The sequence below is a fragment of the Marinobacter sp. CHS3-4 genome (assembly GCF_030053415.1).
Taxonomy (GTDB): domain Bacteria; phylum Pseudomonadota; class Gammaproteobacteria; order Pseudomonadales; family Oleiphilaceae; genus Marinobacter.
This window is the reverse complement of the sequence record NZ_JASGBJ010000002.1, coordinates 950,241-965,479: the sequence shown is the minus strand read 5'-3', so window position 1 is coordinate 965,479 and position 15,239 is coordinate 950,241. Positions and strand designations below refer to the sequence as shown.

Below are 15,239 nucleotides of genomic sequence, written 5' to 3'. Positions count from 1 at the left end.
CGGGTTACAGCGCAATGGCCGCAGTGAGGCCTACCACGAGCGACAGCACCATGGGGCCGGCTACTTGCAGCCCCAGAGCCCGGTCACCAATGGCTCCTGCCATGCCTGTCTTGACCAGGTTATTGACCGTTGCTGCGACAACAATACCGATGATCGCAAGGTCGTGGGACAGAGTGTTCTGAGACATCCGCGACAGTGACAGAGTAATGGCATCAACGTCCGCAATGCCGGACGCCGCCGCCAGCGCCAGGATACCTGCGTTTCCTGCCCACTCCTGCACCAGCTGGCCGAGCAGCAGAATCAGCGTTAACAGCGCACCGAACGTCAGGGCCGATGTAAGTTCAAGCGGGTTCTGCGTTGCCAGTGACGGGCTTTTCAATAATCGTTGCTGGTTTCGTTTCCAGATAACGGCGGCGGGACCAAACAGGCACAGGCTCATGGCGACAACCGGCAGCCAAAGGTCTGCGAGCAGGGCCGGGTTAATCAGCAGACAATAGACCAGGATGCGGGGGAACATGGTGCCGCAGGCAATCAGGATGCCGCTGGCCAGTTGAGGGCAAAGCTCGGGCGACTGATTGGATTGCCGGGCGTAGTGCAGTGTCAGTGCGGTGGAGGAGCTTAGCCCGGCGAATACGCTGGTAAACAGAATGCCGCGCCCCGTTCCGAAAATCTTTACCGCAAAGTAACCGACGAACGATACCGATGCGATTAACACCACCATCCACCAGATCGCCCTGGGGTTCAGTACATCGCCGGGGCCATGTCCCTCATCGGGCAACAGCGGCAGCAGCACCACCGAAATGGCCAGCAATTTTAATGCGGCGTCCAGCTCATGCTCCTGCAAACGGGCGACCACGCCGTGTATTTCTGCTTTGTTGTCCAGAATAATGGCGGTGATCACTGCCGCCGCGATCGCCAAAATCGGGTCAACCACCACCGCAACGGCGCCATAGCAAAACGTCAGCACCATACCGACAATGCCGGTGATACTCACATTGCGGGAGTTTTCCACCTGTTGATTGAACGCCACCAACGCAATGGCGATCAGCCCAATGAGCATGGCGGGAAACACCCAGGGCGTGATTTGCTCTGCCAGAAGCGCTGCAAAACCGCCCATCAAACCGATCAGGGCAAAGGTGCGAATGCCGGCGATTCGCTCACCTGGCGCTTTGTTTCGGCTTCCCCAGCCGCGCTCCAGACCAACGACAGCGCCCAGCAGCAAAGCGATGAGCAAATTGATTGCAGTGGCATGATTGTCCAGGAAATTGACGGCTATATCGTCCATTGCTGTATCTCTTCTGTTTTCCTTTCCAGTAGCCGTGTCAGGGTTTGTAAAAGGTCCCCACTGTGACGCCAGAAATGCCAGTACAGGGGCACGTTCAACGCGTGTTCTGGCGCCAGATCCACCAGCAGATTGTTTTTTAGCCAGTGTCGGGCCTGTATTTCCGGAATCATACCGTAGCCTATGCCTGCTGTGGCAAATCTCACGAAACCCTCTGATGACGGACAGAGATGAAAGCGGAAGCTGCCATGGTAGCCGAAGCTCTGCAGGAAACGGTGCTGAAGCTGATCGTTGGGGCCGTAGACAATGGCGGGCGCCACCGCCAGGGCTTCGGTGCTGATGCCATCCGCGAAATAATGCTGAATGTATTGCTCTGTGGCCAGCGCCCGGTAGGTGATGCTGCCCAGCGGTACCGCCCGCGCGCCCGCAACGGGTTGCGGGCTGCTGCACAGGCAGGCTGCTACATCGCCTTCCCGCATTCGCCTCAGGCCAACGTCCTGATCTTCGATAACCAGATCCATCAGCACGCCTTCTTCCCGGAAAAACTCGGCGACGGCGGTTGCCCACCAGGTGGACACGCTGTCCGCATTGATCGCAATGCGCAGGCGCGTGGTCTCTTCCGCCAGAGACGGTATGTTGCGGGTCAGATCTCTTTCCAGCAACTGAACCTGTTGGAAATGATTCAGCAGTTTCTGGCCGGCTGGTGTTGGCCTGAGCTCCGGATGTCGGGTCATGACTGGCAGTCCCAGCCGGACTTCGAGAGATTTGATTCGTTGGGACACCGCCGACTGGGTCAGCCCCAGGGCGTCACCCGCGCGTTCAAACCCCCCATTTTCCACCACGGCTGCCAGTGCTTGAATGAGTTTGTAATCAATCATTAGAAAATCTTATGGGGCATAACGAATATGATTTTTAAGTATAGCGCTGTCTGGGTAAGCTTCCACTCAAATTGAACGACAGCTTCCTGACGAAGGAGAGAGCAGTGCTAACAAGTTTTCTTACCGGTCTGATTGTGTGCGGCGGAATCATCATCGCTATCGGTGCCCAGAATGCTTACATACTGGGGCAGGCGATTCGCCGTGAGCATCACTGGACTTGCGTTGGCATTTGCATGAGTGCGGACATTCTTCTGTTTACCCTGGGCATGCTGGGGGTCAGTGCGGCCCTACTGGCGGTGCCCGAGGCAATGGAAGCGTTGCGCTGGCTGGGTGTTGCCTTTCTGACCTGGCTTGCCGCGGTCGCGTTTTTCAATGTGATTCGTGGCAGACAGGGGCTGGATCCGGAGAGCCGGGCTGAAACCAGCTTTAAAGCGGTGGTGATGACCACGCTCGCAGTGACGCTGTTGAACCCACAGGTTTATCTGGACACGTTGTTGCTGATTCCCTCCATTGGCGCTCAGCAGGGCAGCCAGGTGGCGTTTTTCGCAGGCGCCAGCACAGCGTCGGTGCTCTGGTTCAGCGCGCTTGGGCTTGCGGGTGCTGCGCTGTCTCCCTGGCTGGCGCGGCCATTAGCCTGGCGATTTATCGACGGCGCCATTGGCACCATGATGGCGGGGATTGCCATTCATCTGGCCTCCAATGGTCTGCAGGGGCCCATGGTGTGATTAGCCTGGCACCTGCGTGATTTCCCTTAGCCCGGCCTATGGGGTCCGGGCTTCGCCTTACTTTTAAAGCGTGCTTCTGATAAGCTTCGCCGCCTTTATCAGTCAGCCGTCCGAATGCCTGCAGTAACTGAAATCGTGACAGTCCCTCCGCGTGTTACTTCCCCTGCCTTTATCGGAAATTCGGCTGGCTATAGCCCTGTTCTGACGAACACCAACGGACATCAAGTTTATGGTTAACAAGCTCAAAGCCGACTGGCTTTCAAATATCAGAGGCGATCTTCTGGCCGGCATCGTGGTTGCCCTGGCCCTGATCCCCGAGGCCATTGCCTTTTCTATCATCGCCGGGGTCGATCCCAAAGTTGGCCTTTATGCCTCGTTCTGTATCGCGGTGGTGATTGCGTTCGTGGGTGGCCGACCCGGCATGATTTCCGCCGCAACCGGCGCCATGGCGCTGTTGATGGTCACTCTGGTGAAGGAGCATGGCCTGGAATACCTGCTGGCAGCGACCCTGCTGACGGGTGTACTGCAGATTCTGGCCGGTTACTTCAAGCTCGGTGGCCTGATGCGCTTTGTGTCGCGATCGGTAGTCACCGGCTTTGTGAATGCGCTGGCAATTCTGATTTTCATGGCGCAGCTGCCGGAGCTGACCAACGTGACCTGGCACGTTTATGCCATGACGGCCGCAGGCCTGGCGATCATCTATCTGTTTCCGTTGTTGCCGGTGGTAGGTCGGATTCTGCCGTCGCCGCTGGTGTGCATCATTTCCATGACGGGCGTGGCCATGTGGCTGAATCTGGACATTCGCACCGTCGGAGATATGGGCGAACTTCCGGATACCTTGCCGATTTTTCTGTGGCCGGATGTGCCTCTGAATTTCGAAACCTTGCAGATCATCCTGCCTTATTCCGTTGGGCTGGCGGTAGTCGGCCTGCTGGAATCCATGATGACGGCAACCATCGTGGACGACCTGACAGACACCACCAGTGACCGCAACCGCGAGTGTCGTGGCCAGGGCATTGCCAACATTGGTTCCGGATTACTGGGCGGCATGGCCGGTTGCGCGATGATTGGTCAGTCTATTATCAACATCAAGTCCGGCGGTCGGGGACGACTGTCCACACTGACGGCCGGTGTCTTTCTGTTGATCATGGTCCTGGTACTGGATCAGTGGCTGGTCCAGATTCCCATGGCGGCCCTGGTGGCGGTGATGATCATGGTATCCATCGGTACCTTTAGCTGGGCGTCCATCAAGAACCTGCGGGAACATCCATTGTCGACCAATATCGTCATGGTGGTGACCGTTATCGTCGTCGTCGCTACCCATAACCTGGCGTTCGGTGTTCTGGCCGGGGTACTGCTGGCATCGCTGTTCTTTGCGAACAAGGTCGGCCATTTCATGCTGGTAACCTCGGACCTGGATGAGAAGACCGACACGCGCACCTACACTGTGGTAGGGCAGGTGTTCTTCAGCTCCTCAGAAAAATTCACCGAATCCTTTGATTTCAAGGAAGCGGTAGATAATGTGGTGATAGATCTGAGCCGCGCTCATTTCTGGGATATTACGGCCGTTGGGGCGCTTGATAAGGCGGTGCTGAAATTCCGCCGTGAGGGCGCTGAAGTGGAAGTGATCGGCCTGAATGAAGCCAGTGCCACCATCGTGGACCGCTTCGGTGTGCACGACAAACCGGAAGCCGTTGACCAGCTGATGGGGCACTGACATGACAAACAACAACCAGCTCGAGGACGACATGTTCCGAATTGTGGCCTGCATAGATGGTTCCCGTGCCGCGCCCGCCGTATGCGATTACGCGGCCTGGGCGAGTCACCACATGGAAACCCCTTTAACCCTGTTACACGTGCTGGACGAGGCCCGTTACCCGATCGAACCGGATCTGGCGGGCAGCATTGGCCTGGGCAGCCGCGAGTTGCTGATGGACGAGCTGGCAGAACTCGACCGCAAGCGTGCCAAACTGGCGCTGGAACATGGCCATCATTTGTTGGATGAAGCCGAACGAAGGGTAAACGAATCAGACGTCAAAGACGTGACCAAGCGCCAGCGTCATGGTGACCTTACCGAATCCGTGCAGGCTCTTGAGAGTCAGACACGCCTGTTGGTGATGGGGTTGCATGGTGAAAGCAGTTCCGACCGGGATATCCACATCGGTAGCCAGCTTGAGACCGTGATTCGCAGTATCCATCGCCCCGTTCTGCTGGTGCCAGATAACTTCAAAAAGCCGGAAAGCGCCATGTTCGCGTTCGACGGCAGCGCAACGGCTTTCAAAGGCATCGAACTGCTCAAGGGTAGTGGTGTTCTGGAACGTCTGCCCCTCCACCTGGTGATGGTGGGTCCTGATACGGCAGACCGTTGGGAACAACTGAAAAAGGCGGAAAAAATGCTGGCGGGTGTCAGTGCCGACATTACCCTGGCCATTCGTGCTGGCGACGTGGAGCCTGCGCTTCACGGCTACCAGGAAGAGCACGACATTGACCTGCTGGTGATGGGGGCTTACGGCCACTCGACGATCCGTCGTTTCCTGGTCGGCAGTACCACGACCACCATGCTGGAGACCGCCAAAACGCCTTTGGTGATCCTGCGATGAGGTCTGCTGTTCTGGACATTGTTGTTGGTCGAATCGGTCTACGACTGCGAGTTTTGGGGGCCGAACAACATAATCTCTAAACCGAGGAAACTGGTCACAAAGTCGCCATTTTTCACAGAATTTTGCGGTTTTTCCGCTCCATGTTTATGTTAAAGTGACGCCTCGGTCACTCTGACAGAACCCGCGGTCTTTCGTTTTACGGAACTTGCTTCACTGCGACCCCCGGTACTTCCGGCCTCACCTCTAATGCTGATGCCATCCGACTGACTGAAAACTGGATGGCAAAACGCACGGTTATTTTCAAACGCGACCATCCCAGGCACCAAACCGATCTGTGCGCGAGACCGGCAGTTCCGATCTCCTGTAGGCGCGCTATCACGCAAAGGTAAATGCAGTATGAAATTGCAGTCAGGGAAGGCGCTCGGCCTGCTCGTTCTGGGCATGGTGATGACCACTCTCGCCCACGCATCCTCCATCACCTCCTACGGCCTTGGCGGTTTGCTTTCCAGCACCCCGGCCAACGCTGGTGCTTACATCACGGGCGAGAATCGCATTTTCGCTCAGGCACTCAACCCCGCAGTCCCCGGCTTTGTAGTGGAAAATGGCAGCGATCAGTGGGCCTATGTGAGCAGTGATGGCAGCGCCACCAGCAACGTGGTGGCCAATTACATAGAGATTAGCGGTGAGCCAGCACTGCTAGGGATACCCGGCGAAGTGGGGTCCTTTACCATCGGCGCCGGCAATGCCATCGAGGATCTCATCACCGAACGGGCCTACTACCGCCCGGCGATCTTCCTGCAGGTGCGCGACCCATCGGTCAACGCCGGCGTGTCAGTGGTCCCGATGGCGCCGCTGATGAAAGGCAACACCTTCAAATTCGTGGTGCGCACCACGCCGGGCTTTGAAAGCGCGGATCTGGAAGGCGTCACCGTCGATTACTTTGTCGCCGAGGAAGGCTGGCACCGACTGGCCGACGGCCGTGTACTGCTGGTCTCTTCCACCGAACTGAAAGACACCGACTTTGCCGGCAAGAGCTTTGAGCTCGGGGCCAGCTTTAACGACGCCACCACCGTCGTGCAGCTGCAGCGTCCGCTGTTAAAGCGTCTGAGCGAGGGCAATTTCAACGGCGTTTCCGCCGGTTCACTGTATATGGGAGCCACCCTGGTAAACGGCTCTGACAGCTTCAGCAGCCTGAACCTGCGCCTGATGCAGGATGCCGATACCGAGGCTGCCGCCTCTGGCAAGGTGCTCGCCGGCCGTGTGGGCTTCATGGTGCTGGGCAACGTCACCAGCATGGATCGGGGCTTCCAGATTGAGCGGATCGGTATCAGTATCCGCCATGGCAATCCATTCGTGACCGATTTGAGCTATTTCCACAACCGCTACCACGGCGCTGCAACCAGCCCGCTGCTGAACAAGTCCGGCTGTGGCGCGGACGACGATGTCGATGATTTCTGTGCGTTTATGACGCCACCGGTGGATACCTTCAGCCGGGGCATTTTCAACACCCCCCGCCTGCCTTATGTGGACGCGGACTTCGAGCCCATGCAGCTGGTGCGAAGCTACTGGATGGACAAGGAAGACTCAGAGTGGGGGAGTGAGGCTCATCCCCATTTTGATTACTGGCGTGACGAGGTGGCTACCTCACTGCTTGCCCCTGACAACCAGTACACCGGCGGAAAAATCCAGGGCGCGCTGGCGCGCATGCACGCCAATATTAACGTGGCCCGGGGTTGGGACCTTTATTTCCCCTGGTCTGACTGGTGGTTGTGGCTCACCGTCAACCACTACGATACCTGCCTGTTTGACGGTGTCTCCACCGCCTGTACCGATTTTGCAGTGACTGACCCCACTATTCTGGGGGGGGAGAATCTGGCGTGGGAAATCGCCCACTGGGTGACGGATTCAAATGGTTTCGATTACAGTAATCTTGACGCCATTAATTCTGCTACTTTCTGGACCGTCCTCTTCCTTGACGACACCAGCATCAGTCAGAAGATATTTGGCGATGTCGATTGGTCGAAAGTCGACTCCCAGACCTGGCAGCAACGCATCCAGCCGCCAGCATGGGCGGCCGACCGGCTTGCCAGCTACCTGAATTATGATCTCCCGGACCAGATTGGCTGGTGGCCAAGCCGGCATAGAAACGATCAGGATACGTTTGACCAGGCCCAATGGTTACCCGATTCAAACAACTGGGACATCTGGCAGATCCACGCGAGCACGGTTGGCTATATTGGAACCGAGAGTTATCACGGCGCAACAAACAGCTGGAGCAGCGGTCACCAGGCTTGGTTCGCAATACCCCACCCCGACAATGGAAAATGGTGGAATCCAACCCAATTTCCACCCAAAGCCGCACCGCTGACGGGCCTGTTGCGACCGGACGACTACCTGTTTGCCAATGTGCCCTGGGGCGTGGAAGCCACCGATTTCCGCTGGGTACGCTCGGAAAGTGCTGACGGCAGCAACCCCATCACCTTAGCCAGCAACGAGTTTGGGTACCAGGCCACCTTTGCTGACCAGGGGCGGTGGCTGGCCTTCTGTATGACTCGGGACATTGTTGAAGACGATGTTTCCGAAACCGTTGAAACATGCTCCAAGTGGTACAAAGTGTCCGTCGCGCCAGTGGCGTCGGATGTGTACATCCAGTCGTTGCAGCCGGTGCCCATCAGCGGCGATATTCTAGCCGGTTCGTACAGCTTCTCCGATGCCAATGGCAACCAGCCTGTTAGCACACATCAGTGGCAGAGCCGCGTTAGCGGTGGCAGTTGGGTGGACATAACGGGTGCGACCGAGAATACCTTTGACGGCGCCATGGCCGTCGGCACGGATATTCGCTACTGCGTCACGCCAGCCACGCTGGACGTCACCGGCGAAACCGTCTGCTCAGCCCACCTCACGTACGATGATGATTTCGATGGTGACGGTGTGGCCAATAGCCAGGACTGGGATGACGACGGTGATCACAAAGCCGACAGCTCCGATGCCTTCCCCTACGATGATACCGAATGGCTGGATACCGACGGCGACGGCATTGGCAACAACGCCGACACCGATGACGACAACGACGGCCTGAGTGACATCGAAGAAACAACCCTGGGCGAGGACGGGTTCATAACCGACCCGCTGGACAGCAACACCGATGATGATGCCTTTCCCGACGGTGAAGACCCCAGCCCCACCGATGACCTGAATCGGGACTGGGCCGACACCGATGGTGACGGCACCCACGATGGCGATGACCTGGATATCGATGGCGACGGCGTGGACAACGCCGCCGACGAAGCCCCGTTTGTGGCCTGCACCAGCACCGCCATCACCGTCACCAGCAACGCCGACAGTGGTCCTGGCACCCTGCGCGAGGCCACGACCAACCTGTGTGCCAACGATCAGTTCTCGGACCTGAACGTGATCAGCTTCAACGGGCCCATGACCATCACGCTGGAAAGCCCATTGCTGGTCACTAAGGGCATGAAGATCGACGGCAACCGTGCGGTCACCATTGACGGCAATGGCACCGGCGAGCTGTTCCGGGTGGTGATGCCCGAGCACCTGCCGGGTACCCAGTTCCTTCATCTGTCTGGCCTGACGCTGACCGGCGGTTCTATCGATTACGCCAGCGTGGATCTGGACAGGAACAACCTGGTTGGCGAAGGCAGTGTAGTGAACATCACCAATGGCCGCTGGGCGCTCATTGAGTTCTCATTAATCGCGGACACTACTGCGCCGGCCCTTGGCTCAGAACTCGGCAGCTATACGCTGGAGAACAGCGTGCTGGCCCGGACCTCGGGCGACTTCCCCGCCATCGATATGGCCGACGGCCGCTTGCAGCTATTCAGCAGCACCGTGGTGGATCACCAGGGCGGCTCCCTGCGTGTGCAGGGCGAAGGGACGGCTGATCTGTACAACAGCCTGATCCTTCATGGGTCAACCGGGACGGCTTCCTGCGAGGTCACCACCTGGACCCGGCGCGATCACAGCTGGGTGGAAGACAGCGCCTGCGGCGTCACCTCGAGTGGCTGGGTGTACCTGGCAGACCCAGACTACAACGACTTCCGCCCGGTGCCTGGCAGCGCGACTATCGACGCCGGCTTTATGGGTGACCCGGACGGTCACACGCTCGACTTCCTCGGCAACGAGCGCATTGACGGTATCTACAACCCGGACCATCCGGACGGCCCGCTCTACAAAGAGCTGGACATCGGCGCCATCGAGTACGACCCCTTCGGTGACTTTGATGCCGATGGTACGGCAGATCCAGACGATGCCTTCCCGTTTGACCCGACTGAGATCGCCGATACGGACGACGACGGCGTTGGCGATAACGCCGACGCCTTCCCGGACGACGCCACCGAATCCGTGGACACTGACGGTGACACCATTGGCAATAACGCCGATCCGGACGATGACAACGACGGTGTGGTCGATGGCGCCGATGCGTTCCCGCTGGATGATACTGAATGGGCGGACGCTGACGGCGATTCCATTGGCGACAACGCCGACACCGATGATGACAACAACGGGGTCATGGATGCGGAAGATCACATCAGTATGGCCGATCCGGCCGCTGGCAATGGCACCGACAAAGTCCTTGATGGTGCCAACGGTGAGCAGGTGGTGCTGTCCTTCGCCTTGAACAGCGCCGAAACCGGCAACGAAGTGCGCGCCTTTACCCTGGCCGGCGGCGGCGACCTGGACCCGGCCACCGATATCTCGATGGTGCGGCTGTACCGCGATGACAACGAGGACGGTGTGCCTGATGCCAGCGAGCTGATCAGCGAAGGCACCTTCGAGCTGGCCGGTGGCCTGCTCACGCTGACACTGACCGAAGCCTGGCCACTGCCGGTGGGCGAAACCCGCTTCCTGGTGACCTATGAGTTCTAACGGAGACACATTCATGAACAACGTTAAAACAGCTCTAAAGATCACCGGCCTGGCACTCGCACTCGTGGGCTGTGGTGGCGGTGGCTCCGGCGGGTCGTCCAACGACTCCGGCAACACAGGCGAGACGACGGTGGAGAAGTCCTTCACCGTCAGTTTGTCCAGTGTGGAAGTGGCCAGAACCGCCGATGGCATGCCGGTGATGCTGGAAACCAGCGACATTCAAAGTGGCGGCACAGTGACCATCCGTCAGTAAGTGCAGTTCATAAGTTTTATCAGAGGATTGGAAGGTATGAAGCGGTCTCTTATTCTCGGCTCGGCCATCGCTCTTGCGCTGGCCGGTTGTGGCGGCGGTAGGAGTGACGGCGGTGACACGGCGGACACCGATAATAGCTTACCCGAGGTAAGCGGTGTTTTACCCGTCGCTGGCTCCATTGACGTCTCCCGCTCTGTCGCTGTGACCGCTGATTTCAGTGAGGACCTCTTTGCCACGACGGTTTCAGAATCCAGCTTCCGCCTGGAGAGGAGCTCCCCCCTAGCGGGCAATGTCACCTTTAACGCCCTGACCAATCAGGCCACCTTCACGCCCGATGAAGCGCTGGCCATGTTGACCACCTATACAGCGACTCTCGGCACCGACATCACAGACCTTTCCGGCAACGCGTTGAGCAGCGACTACTCGTGGAGCTTCACCACCGCCGATGGGTCTTTGAGCGCCAGCTCCGAGCAAGTGGTAAGTGGCGACGTCCGGAACTACGCCCATCATCAGATCGCCTACCACAACGATGGTTCAGCAATTGCTATTTGGAGCGAACTGACGCTGGACGGCATGATGAGTACCAGCCAGGTTTGGGCTAACCACTACACCGTCGAAAACGACTGGGGCACGCCTGTGCCCGTGCAAATAGAGATCAGCTCGAATTGGATGCCTCCCGAATTGGCGACCGACAAGGATGGCAATGCCATTGTTATCTGGCGCCAGGGCCAATCGGATATCTGGGCTCGCCGTTACGTCAGCTCCACAGAAACCTGGGACGACCCGGAAAAGGTCAGCTCGCTAGCGGATCGTTCAGGTGAACCTCGCGTTGCTCTGAGCGCCAATGGCAGCGCGGTGGCTGTGTGGTCCCAGGGCCCTTCTGAAAACTTAAACCTTTATGCGAGCTATTACACTCCAGGTGTGGGCTGGAGCCTGCCGGAACTCATTGAACAAGGTACTGGCGATCCTCTCAACGTAGACGTCGGCGTGGATGGGAGCGGCAATGCCATTGCTGTCTGGCGACAATTCGATGGTGCCCGTGACAGTGTCTACGCAAACCGCTTCGTGGCCGGGGATGGCTGGGGCGCCGCGACCCTTATAGAAGGCCTGGAGACAGGAGCTGCTAATCACCAAAAATCCCTGCAAATCGCCATGGATGAAGGTGGCGATGCGGTCGTTGTGTGGCTTCAGGACGAGGGTGCAAATGTTAATCTCTGGTCCAACCGATATGACGTAGATACCGGTTGGCAAGAAGAGCTACTTCTTGAAAATCACGATGTCTGGGCCGTCAGTCCTGCTGTGACTATTAACAGCAGCGGAATGACCATGGTTGTCTGGCAAAAATTCGAGCTAGCCACTGAACTCACTCAGTTCCGCAGCAAAGTTTACACACCCGGAGAAGGTTGGGGCGCCGAAGAAACCTTCGAATACTCAAGCATTAACTATTACGACTATGACGTGGCCATCGATGATAGCGGAAATGCCGTGCTCTTCTGGTCCTATGAAGACCAAGACAGCGGGAACAGCAAACTCTGGTTTAACCGATACCGGTCGCAAGCCGGCTGGGCAAGCGCCATTGAGCTGCCGGTCGTAGGCGACGACTATGGGGATTTCGAGCCACACGTGTCGGCAAACAGTGACGGCGAGGCGATGGCAATCTTCGGCGTTTGGTTGACGGACAGCAAGGGCGTCTGGACCCGTTTGTTCAACTGAATGCTCGCTTTGCGACCTAACCCTGCGCAGAATGGCGAATCGCTAAACACTTTCTTCACCCGGCGTCATCAGGCCCAGCTCGCCGAGTCGAGAAGGGCTGAGTTCAAAGACCTGCCTCTGGCGCGCAAAAGGACAATCAAACCCTAGCTTGACTGCCGCCAGTTTGAGTCCGCCGGCCGATGCATTCCCATACAGGCGATCCCCGATAATCGGATGGCCCAGATGCGCAAGGTGCTTACGGATCTGGTGTTTTCTGCCCGTTTCAATGTTCACTTCAACCAGGGTCGCGTCTTCTTCTGTGAGAACTGCCAGCGTCTTCAGTGTGCTCAGTGCGGCTTTGCCATCGACTGGCTCGCGAACTTCCTGGCTGTCCGCATTTAATTCTCCCTTTACCAATGCGCGATAGATCTTCTTTACCTTGCGGCTGACAAAGCGCTCAGAAAGCACGCTCGCCGCTTTGCCGTCATGAGCAATCAGCACCAAACCGGCCGCATCTGCATCCAGTCGATGGATAAGAAAACAGGGTCGATTTCGGTGTTTCTCTGCCACCCGCAGCAAGCTGCAGTGATCACCCCACTGAGTCCCTTGCGTGTGTAGTCCCTGCGGTTTGTACCAGACCGAATAACGCGGCCCCTCGAAAATCAGCTCGGCGGCTGCCGGCTCCAGCGCCAGGATACGATCGTCGTAGTACAGCTCAACATGCTGACCGGCATGAACATCCTGTTTGGCCTTGCGCAAACGCACCCGCTTTTTTCCTTTTGACCACCAGCAGGCACCCTTGGTCATGGCATCTTTCACTTTCTGCTTTGAAAGCCCGGTGGCCTCGGCGATCAGGTCCACCGCAACACCGGTATGACTGACGTGTATTTCAAAATGCTGTGGGGTCACGACGTTTTATCCATCAAAGCTTGCTTATCGAAGAAAACAAGAACCTGACATTTTGACAGGAACACGGCGCGCTACAACCTGTATTCAAGGAGAGTTCCAATGAAATTGAGATCGATCTTGATGATCTGGTGCCTGTGCCTGACGGTTGCAAGCACCCAGATGTGAGCTCACGAAGACAGCGCCTCCGACGGCGGTAAAGCGGACAATATGGTGTCGTGGAACATGCATGAGGTGGGACGTTACATTGCCGGTGGGGAGCTTGGCGAACTGGCGGGCTCCAGCTTTACCCTGGCTGCCCCAAGTACTGAGGAAGTACGCAGGACACTGGTCGGAACACCTTTCTTCAGCTGTCGTGAGTCAGGTGATCGTAAAGATGGGAAGAGGTGCGTTTGGAGACGGAAAAGTGTCCGGTTTTTTTACAGGTCAGAGTATTTTTTAGAAAATTGAACGAGTAAATTACATTAAAACAATCAGATATGGTTTTGGTATGATATCTGCATGCATATGCGATTCAAATAGATTTCAGCTATGGAGAATGGCATGAAAAGGATTTTTTGCGGGGCGTTATTGTCATTGGTTTGTACAGTCGCTAACGCTGGAATTGTTTCGTTTGATATCAATCAAACTTATTCGCAAGGCGGTGTTGCTGACTTGCCAGCTACGACAATTGGTTTGGGTGGCGCTGGTTCCTTCACTATTGACCCAGGGTTTAATGGCGAATATTTCGATTTCCAGCTCCCGGGATCTGGCACATTTTCGACCACCTCAACTCAGATACTGGGGTATTATTTCCTGGATTCATATGCGGCAGGTGAAACGATTGGTGTCGCTAACTTTGGTACAGAGTTTAGTGCAAGTTCGGACTGGGATACGATCCTGGTTGATGGCTCCACGGCTGGTGTTTGGGGGAGCAGTCATAGTGGTTACCTGGGCTTTTTAACAGCTGGTTCTATCTATGGCTGGATTGGCTATGATTTTACTCGGTCTGGTTCTACTTCCTCTCTTTCTCTTCTTAGTGGCGCATACAATGATGTTGCCAAGGCTGACATTATCGCTGGTCGTGTCCCAGAACCTGCTTCGCTCGGCTTACTAGGTTTAGGTTTAGTTGGCTTGGTTTTTTCTCGAAGAAAAGCTAAGGCCTAACACCCTCACTTTTAGAAAGTCAGTTTCCGGCCTCGCTGCTATGGCGATATGAACATCTGATCAGCGCCATAGCTCTTTCTTCATTTCCTTCCAGATCTGGCGGTATCCTGCGGCAGGCTGGGAATTCGGGGCCAGAATTTCCAGGGGTTGGCCTTTTTCCCCCATTTTTTCCACCGCGCTGGAATAGGAGATGATGGCTCTTGAGGGGTGGTCAAACAGCTCCTCGTTGCGATCGACCAGGTCTTTGTGCAGGTTTTTGCGCCGGTCCACCAGCGTAAAAAACGGACGCAGTTTCTTGCTCCCCAATTTTTTATCTTTCACCAGCTCTTTGAATTGGCCCCAGCTGTTCAGAGACAGCCAGGTGGGCACCAGAGGCACATACACCAGATCCGCGATTTTGAGGACGTGCTCCGTCAGCCGTGACTGGCCCGGTGGACAATCAAGGATCACCAGGCTGGTGTCCTCGGACAGCGGCGCCAGAATCTCCTTCAGCGGACTGCTCCGTCCGTCTTCCTCCAGCTTCAAGTCAAAATGTCGGAAGCTGGGGTGGGCGGGCAAAAGGTCCAGGTTTGGATAGACATTTTCCTCGATGAAATCCGCAATGGGTTCCCGGCCATCCAGCAGCTTGCCGATCTTTTTACCCTTGGTACGGGTGGCTCCAGACAGGTAGAAACTGGCTGCGCCCTGTGGATCCATATCCCAGAGCAGGGTTGTTAGGTGGTCTGCGCTGGCCAGGTAGGCGATGTTGACGGCCGACGCTGTTTTCCCGACTCCGCCTTTTGGGCTGTAGAACGCGACGATTCTCATGAGTCATGCCTTTCACGGTGCAAGGATTGAAGGCCGAGTATTGAACCACAAATCACTCTCGTC

At 56.8% G+C, this 15,239-nt stretch carries 11 protein-coding genes; 7 read left to right on the top strand and 4 right to left on the bottom strand.

What is annotated here, in order from left to right; genetic code table 11:
* Nucleotides 1-4 precede the first annotated feature (4 nt).
* Complete coding sequence (locus tag QLQ17_RS12350; RefSeq protein WP_283209880.1) at nt 5-1,285, bottom strand: MgtC/SapB family protein; 1,281 nt, start codon at nt 1,283-1,285, stop codon at nt 5-7.
* A complete protein-coding gene (locus tag QLQ17_RS12345; RefSeq protein ID WP_283209879.1) occupies nt 1,273-2,160 on the bottom strand; it encodes a LysR family transcriptional regulator ArgP in 888 nt (295 codons plus the stop codon). The genes QLQ17_RS12350 and QLQ17_RS12345 overlap by 13 nt, the downstream gene beginning before the upstream one ends.
* A gap of 104 nt (nt 2,161-2,264) precedes the next feature.
* Between QLQ17_RS12345 and QLQ17_RS12340 the strand changes: the two genes are divergently transcribed.
* The 6 genes from QLQ17_RS12340 to QLQ17_RS12315 all read left to right on the top strand — a co-directional run bounded on the left by QLQ17_RS12340 (nt 2,265) and on the right by QLQ17_RS12315 (nt 12,338).
* On the top strand, nt 2,265-2,885 hold the full coding sequence (locus QLQ17_RS12340) for a LysE/ArgO family amino acid transporter (protein ID WP_283209878.1): 621 nt from the start codon (nt 2,265-2,267) through the stop codon (nt 2,883-2,885).
* A 229-nt stretch (nt 2,886-3,114) separates the two neighbouring features.
* Nucleotides 3,115-4,602: a SulP family inorganic anion transporter gene (locus QLQ17_RS12335; protein WP_283209877.1), complete on the top strand. Its 1,488-nt coding sequence runs from the start codon at nt 3,115-3,117 to the stop codon at nt 4,600-4,602.
* A gap of 1 nt (nt 4,603) precedes the next feature.
* Complete coding sequence (locus QLQ17_RS12330) at nt 4,604-5,485, top strand: universal stress protein (protein WP_502867377.1); 882 nt, start codon at nt 4,604-4,606, stop codon at nt 5,483-5,485.
* A 396-nt stretch (nt 5,486-5,881) separates the two neighbouring features.
* Entirely contained in the window at nt 5,882-10,372 is a 4,491-nt protein-coding gene (locus QLQ17_RS12325; RefSeq protein ID WP_283209876.1) for a hypothetical protein, read from the top strand.
* 13 nt (nt 10,373-10,385) lie between these two features.
* Entirely contained in the window at nt 10,386-10,625 is a 240-nt protein-coding gene (locus tag QLQ17_RS12320; RefSeq protein ID WP_283209875.1) for a hypothetical protein, read from the top strand.
* A 36-nt stretch (nt 10,626-10,661) separates the two neighbouring features.
* Nucleotides 10,662-12,338, top strand: a complete 1,677-nt coding sequence (locus tag QLQ17_RS12315; protein ID WP_283209874.1) for an Ig-like domain-containing domain — start codon at nt 10,662-10,664, stop codon at nt 12,336-12,338.
* 42 nt (nt 12,339-12,380) lie between these two features.
* Here the strand turns inward: QLQ17_RS12315 and QLQ17_RS12310 are convergent, their stop codons facing one another.
* A complete protein-coding gene (locus QLQ17_RS12310) occupies nt 12,381-13,226 on the bottom strand; it encodes an RluA family pseudouridine synthase (RefSeq protein ID WP_283209873.1) in 846 nt (281 codons plus the stop codon).
* Nucleotides 13,227-13,766: 540 nt separating this feature from the next.
* On the opposite strand from QLQ17_RS12310, the gene QLQ17_RS12305 reads away from it, so the two are divergent.
* A complete protein-coding gene (locus QLQ17_RS12305) occupies nt 13,767-14,369 on the top strand; it encodes a PEP-CTERM sorting domain-containing protein (protein ID WP_283209872.1) in 603 nt (200 codons plus the stop codon).
* A gap of 60 nt (nt 14,370-14,429) precedes the next feature.
* On the opposite strand, the gene QLQ17_RS12300 is transcribed toward QLQ17_RS12305, so the two are convergent.
* Nucleotides 14,430-15,176, bottom strand: coding sequence for a ParA family protein (locus QLQ17_RS12300; RefSeq protein WP_283209871.1), 747 nt, complete (start codon nt 15,174-15,176; stop codon nt 14,430-14,432).
* Nucleotides 15,177-15,239: the final 63 nt, after the last annotated feature.

Bases quoted from the DNA above. Each gene is read 5' to 3' on its own strand.
- QLQ17_RS12350 (WP_283209880.1), bottom strand. From the start codon at position 1,285: ATGGACGATATAGCCGTCAATTTCCTGGACAATCATGCCACTGCAATC.
- QLQ17_RS12345 (WP_283209879.1), bottom strand. From the start codon at position 2,160: ATGATTGATTACAAACTCATTCAAGCACTGGCAGCCGTGGTGGAAAAT.
- QLQ17_RS12335 (WP_283209877.1), top strand. From the start codon at position 3,115: ATGGTTAACAAGCTCAAAGCCGACTGGCTTTCAAATATCAGAGGCGAT.
- QLQ17_RS12330 (WP_502867377.1), top strand. From the start codon at position 4,604: ATGACAAACAACAACCAGCTCGAGGACGACATGTTCCGAATTGTGGCC.
- QLQ17_RS12325 (WP_283209876.1), top strand. From the start codon at position 5,882: ATGAAATTGCAGTCAGGGAAGGCGCTCGGCCTGCTCGTTCTGGGCATG.
- QLQ17_RS12320 (WP_283209875.1), top strand. From the start codon at position 10,386: ATGAACAACGTTAAAACAGCTCTAAAGATCACCGGCCTGGCACTCGCA.
- QLQ17_RS12315 (WP_283209874.1), top strand. From the start codon at position 10,662: ATGAAGCGGTCTCTTATTCTCGGCTCGGCCATCGCTCTTGCGCTGGCC.
- QLQ17_RS12305 (WP_283209872.1), top strand. From the start codon at position 13,767: ATGAAAAGGATTTTTTGCGGGGCGTTATTGTCATTGGTTTGTACAGTC.
- QLQ17_RS12300 (WP_283209871.1), bottom strand. From the start codon at position 15,176: ATGAGAATCGTCGCGTTCTACAGCCCAAAAGGCGGAGTCGGGAAAACA.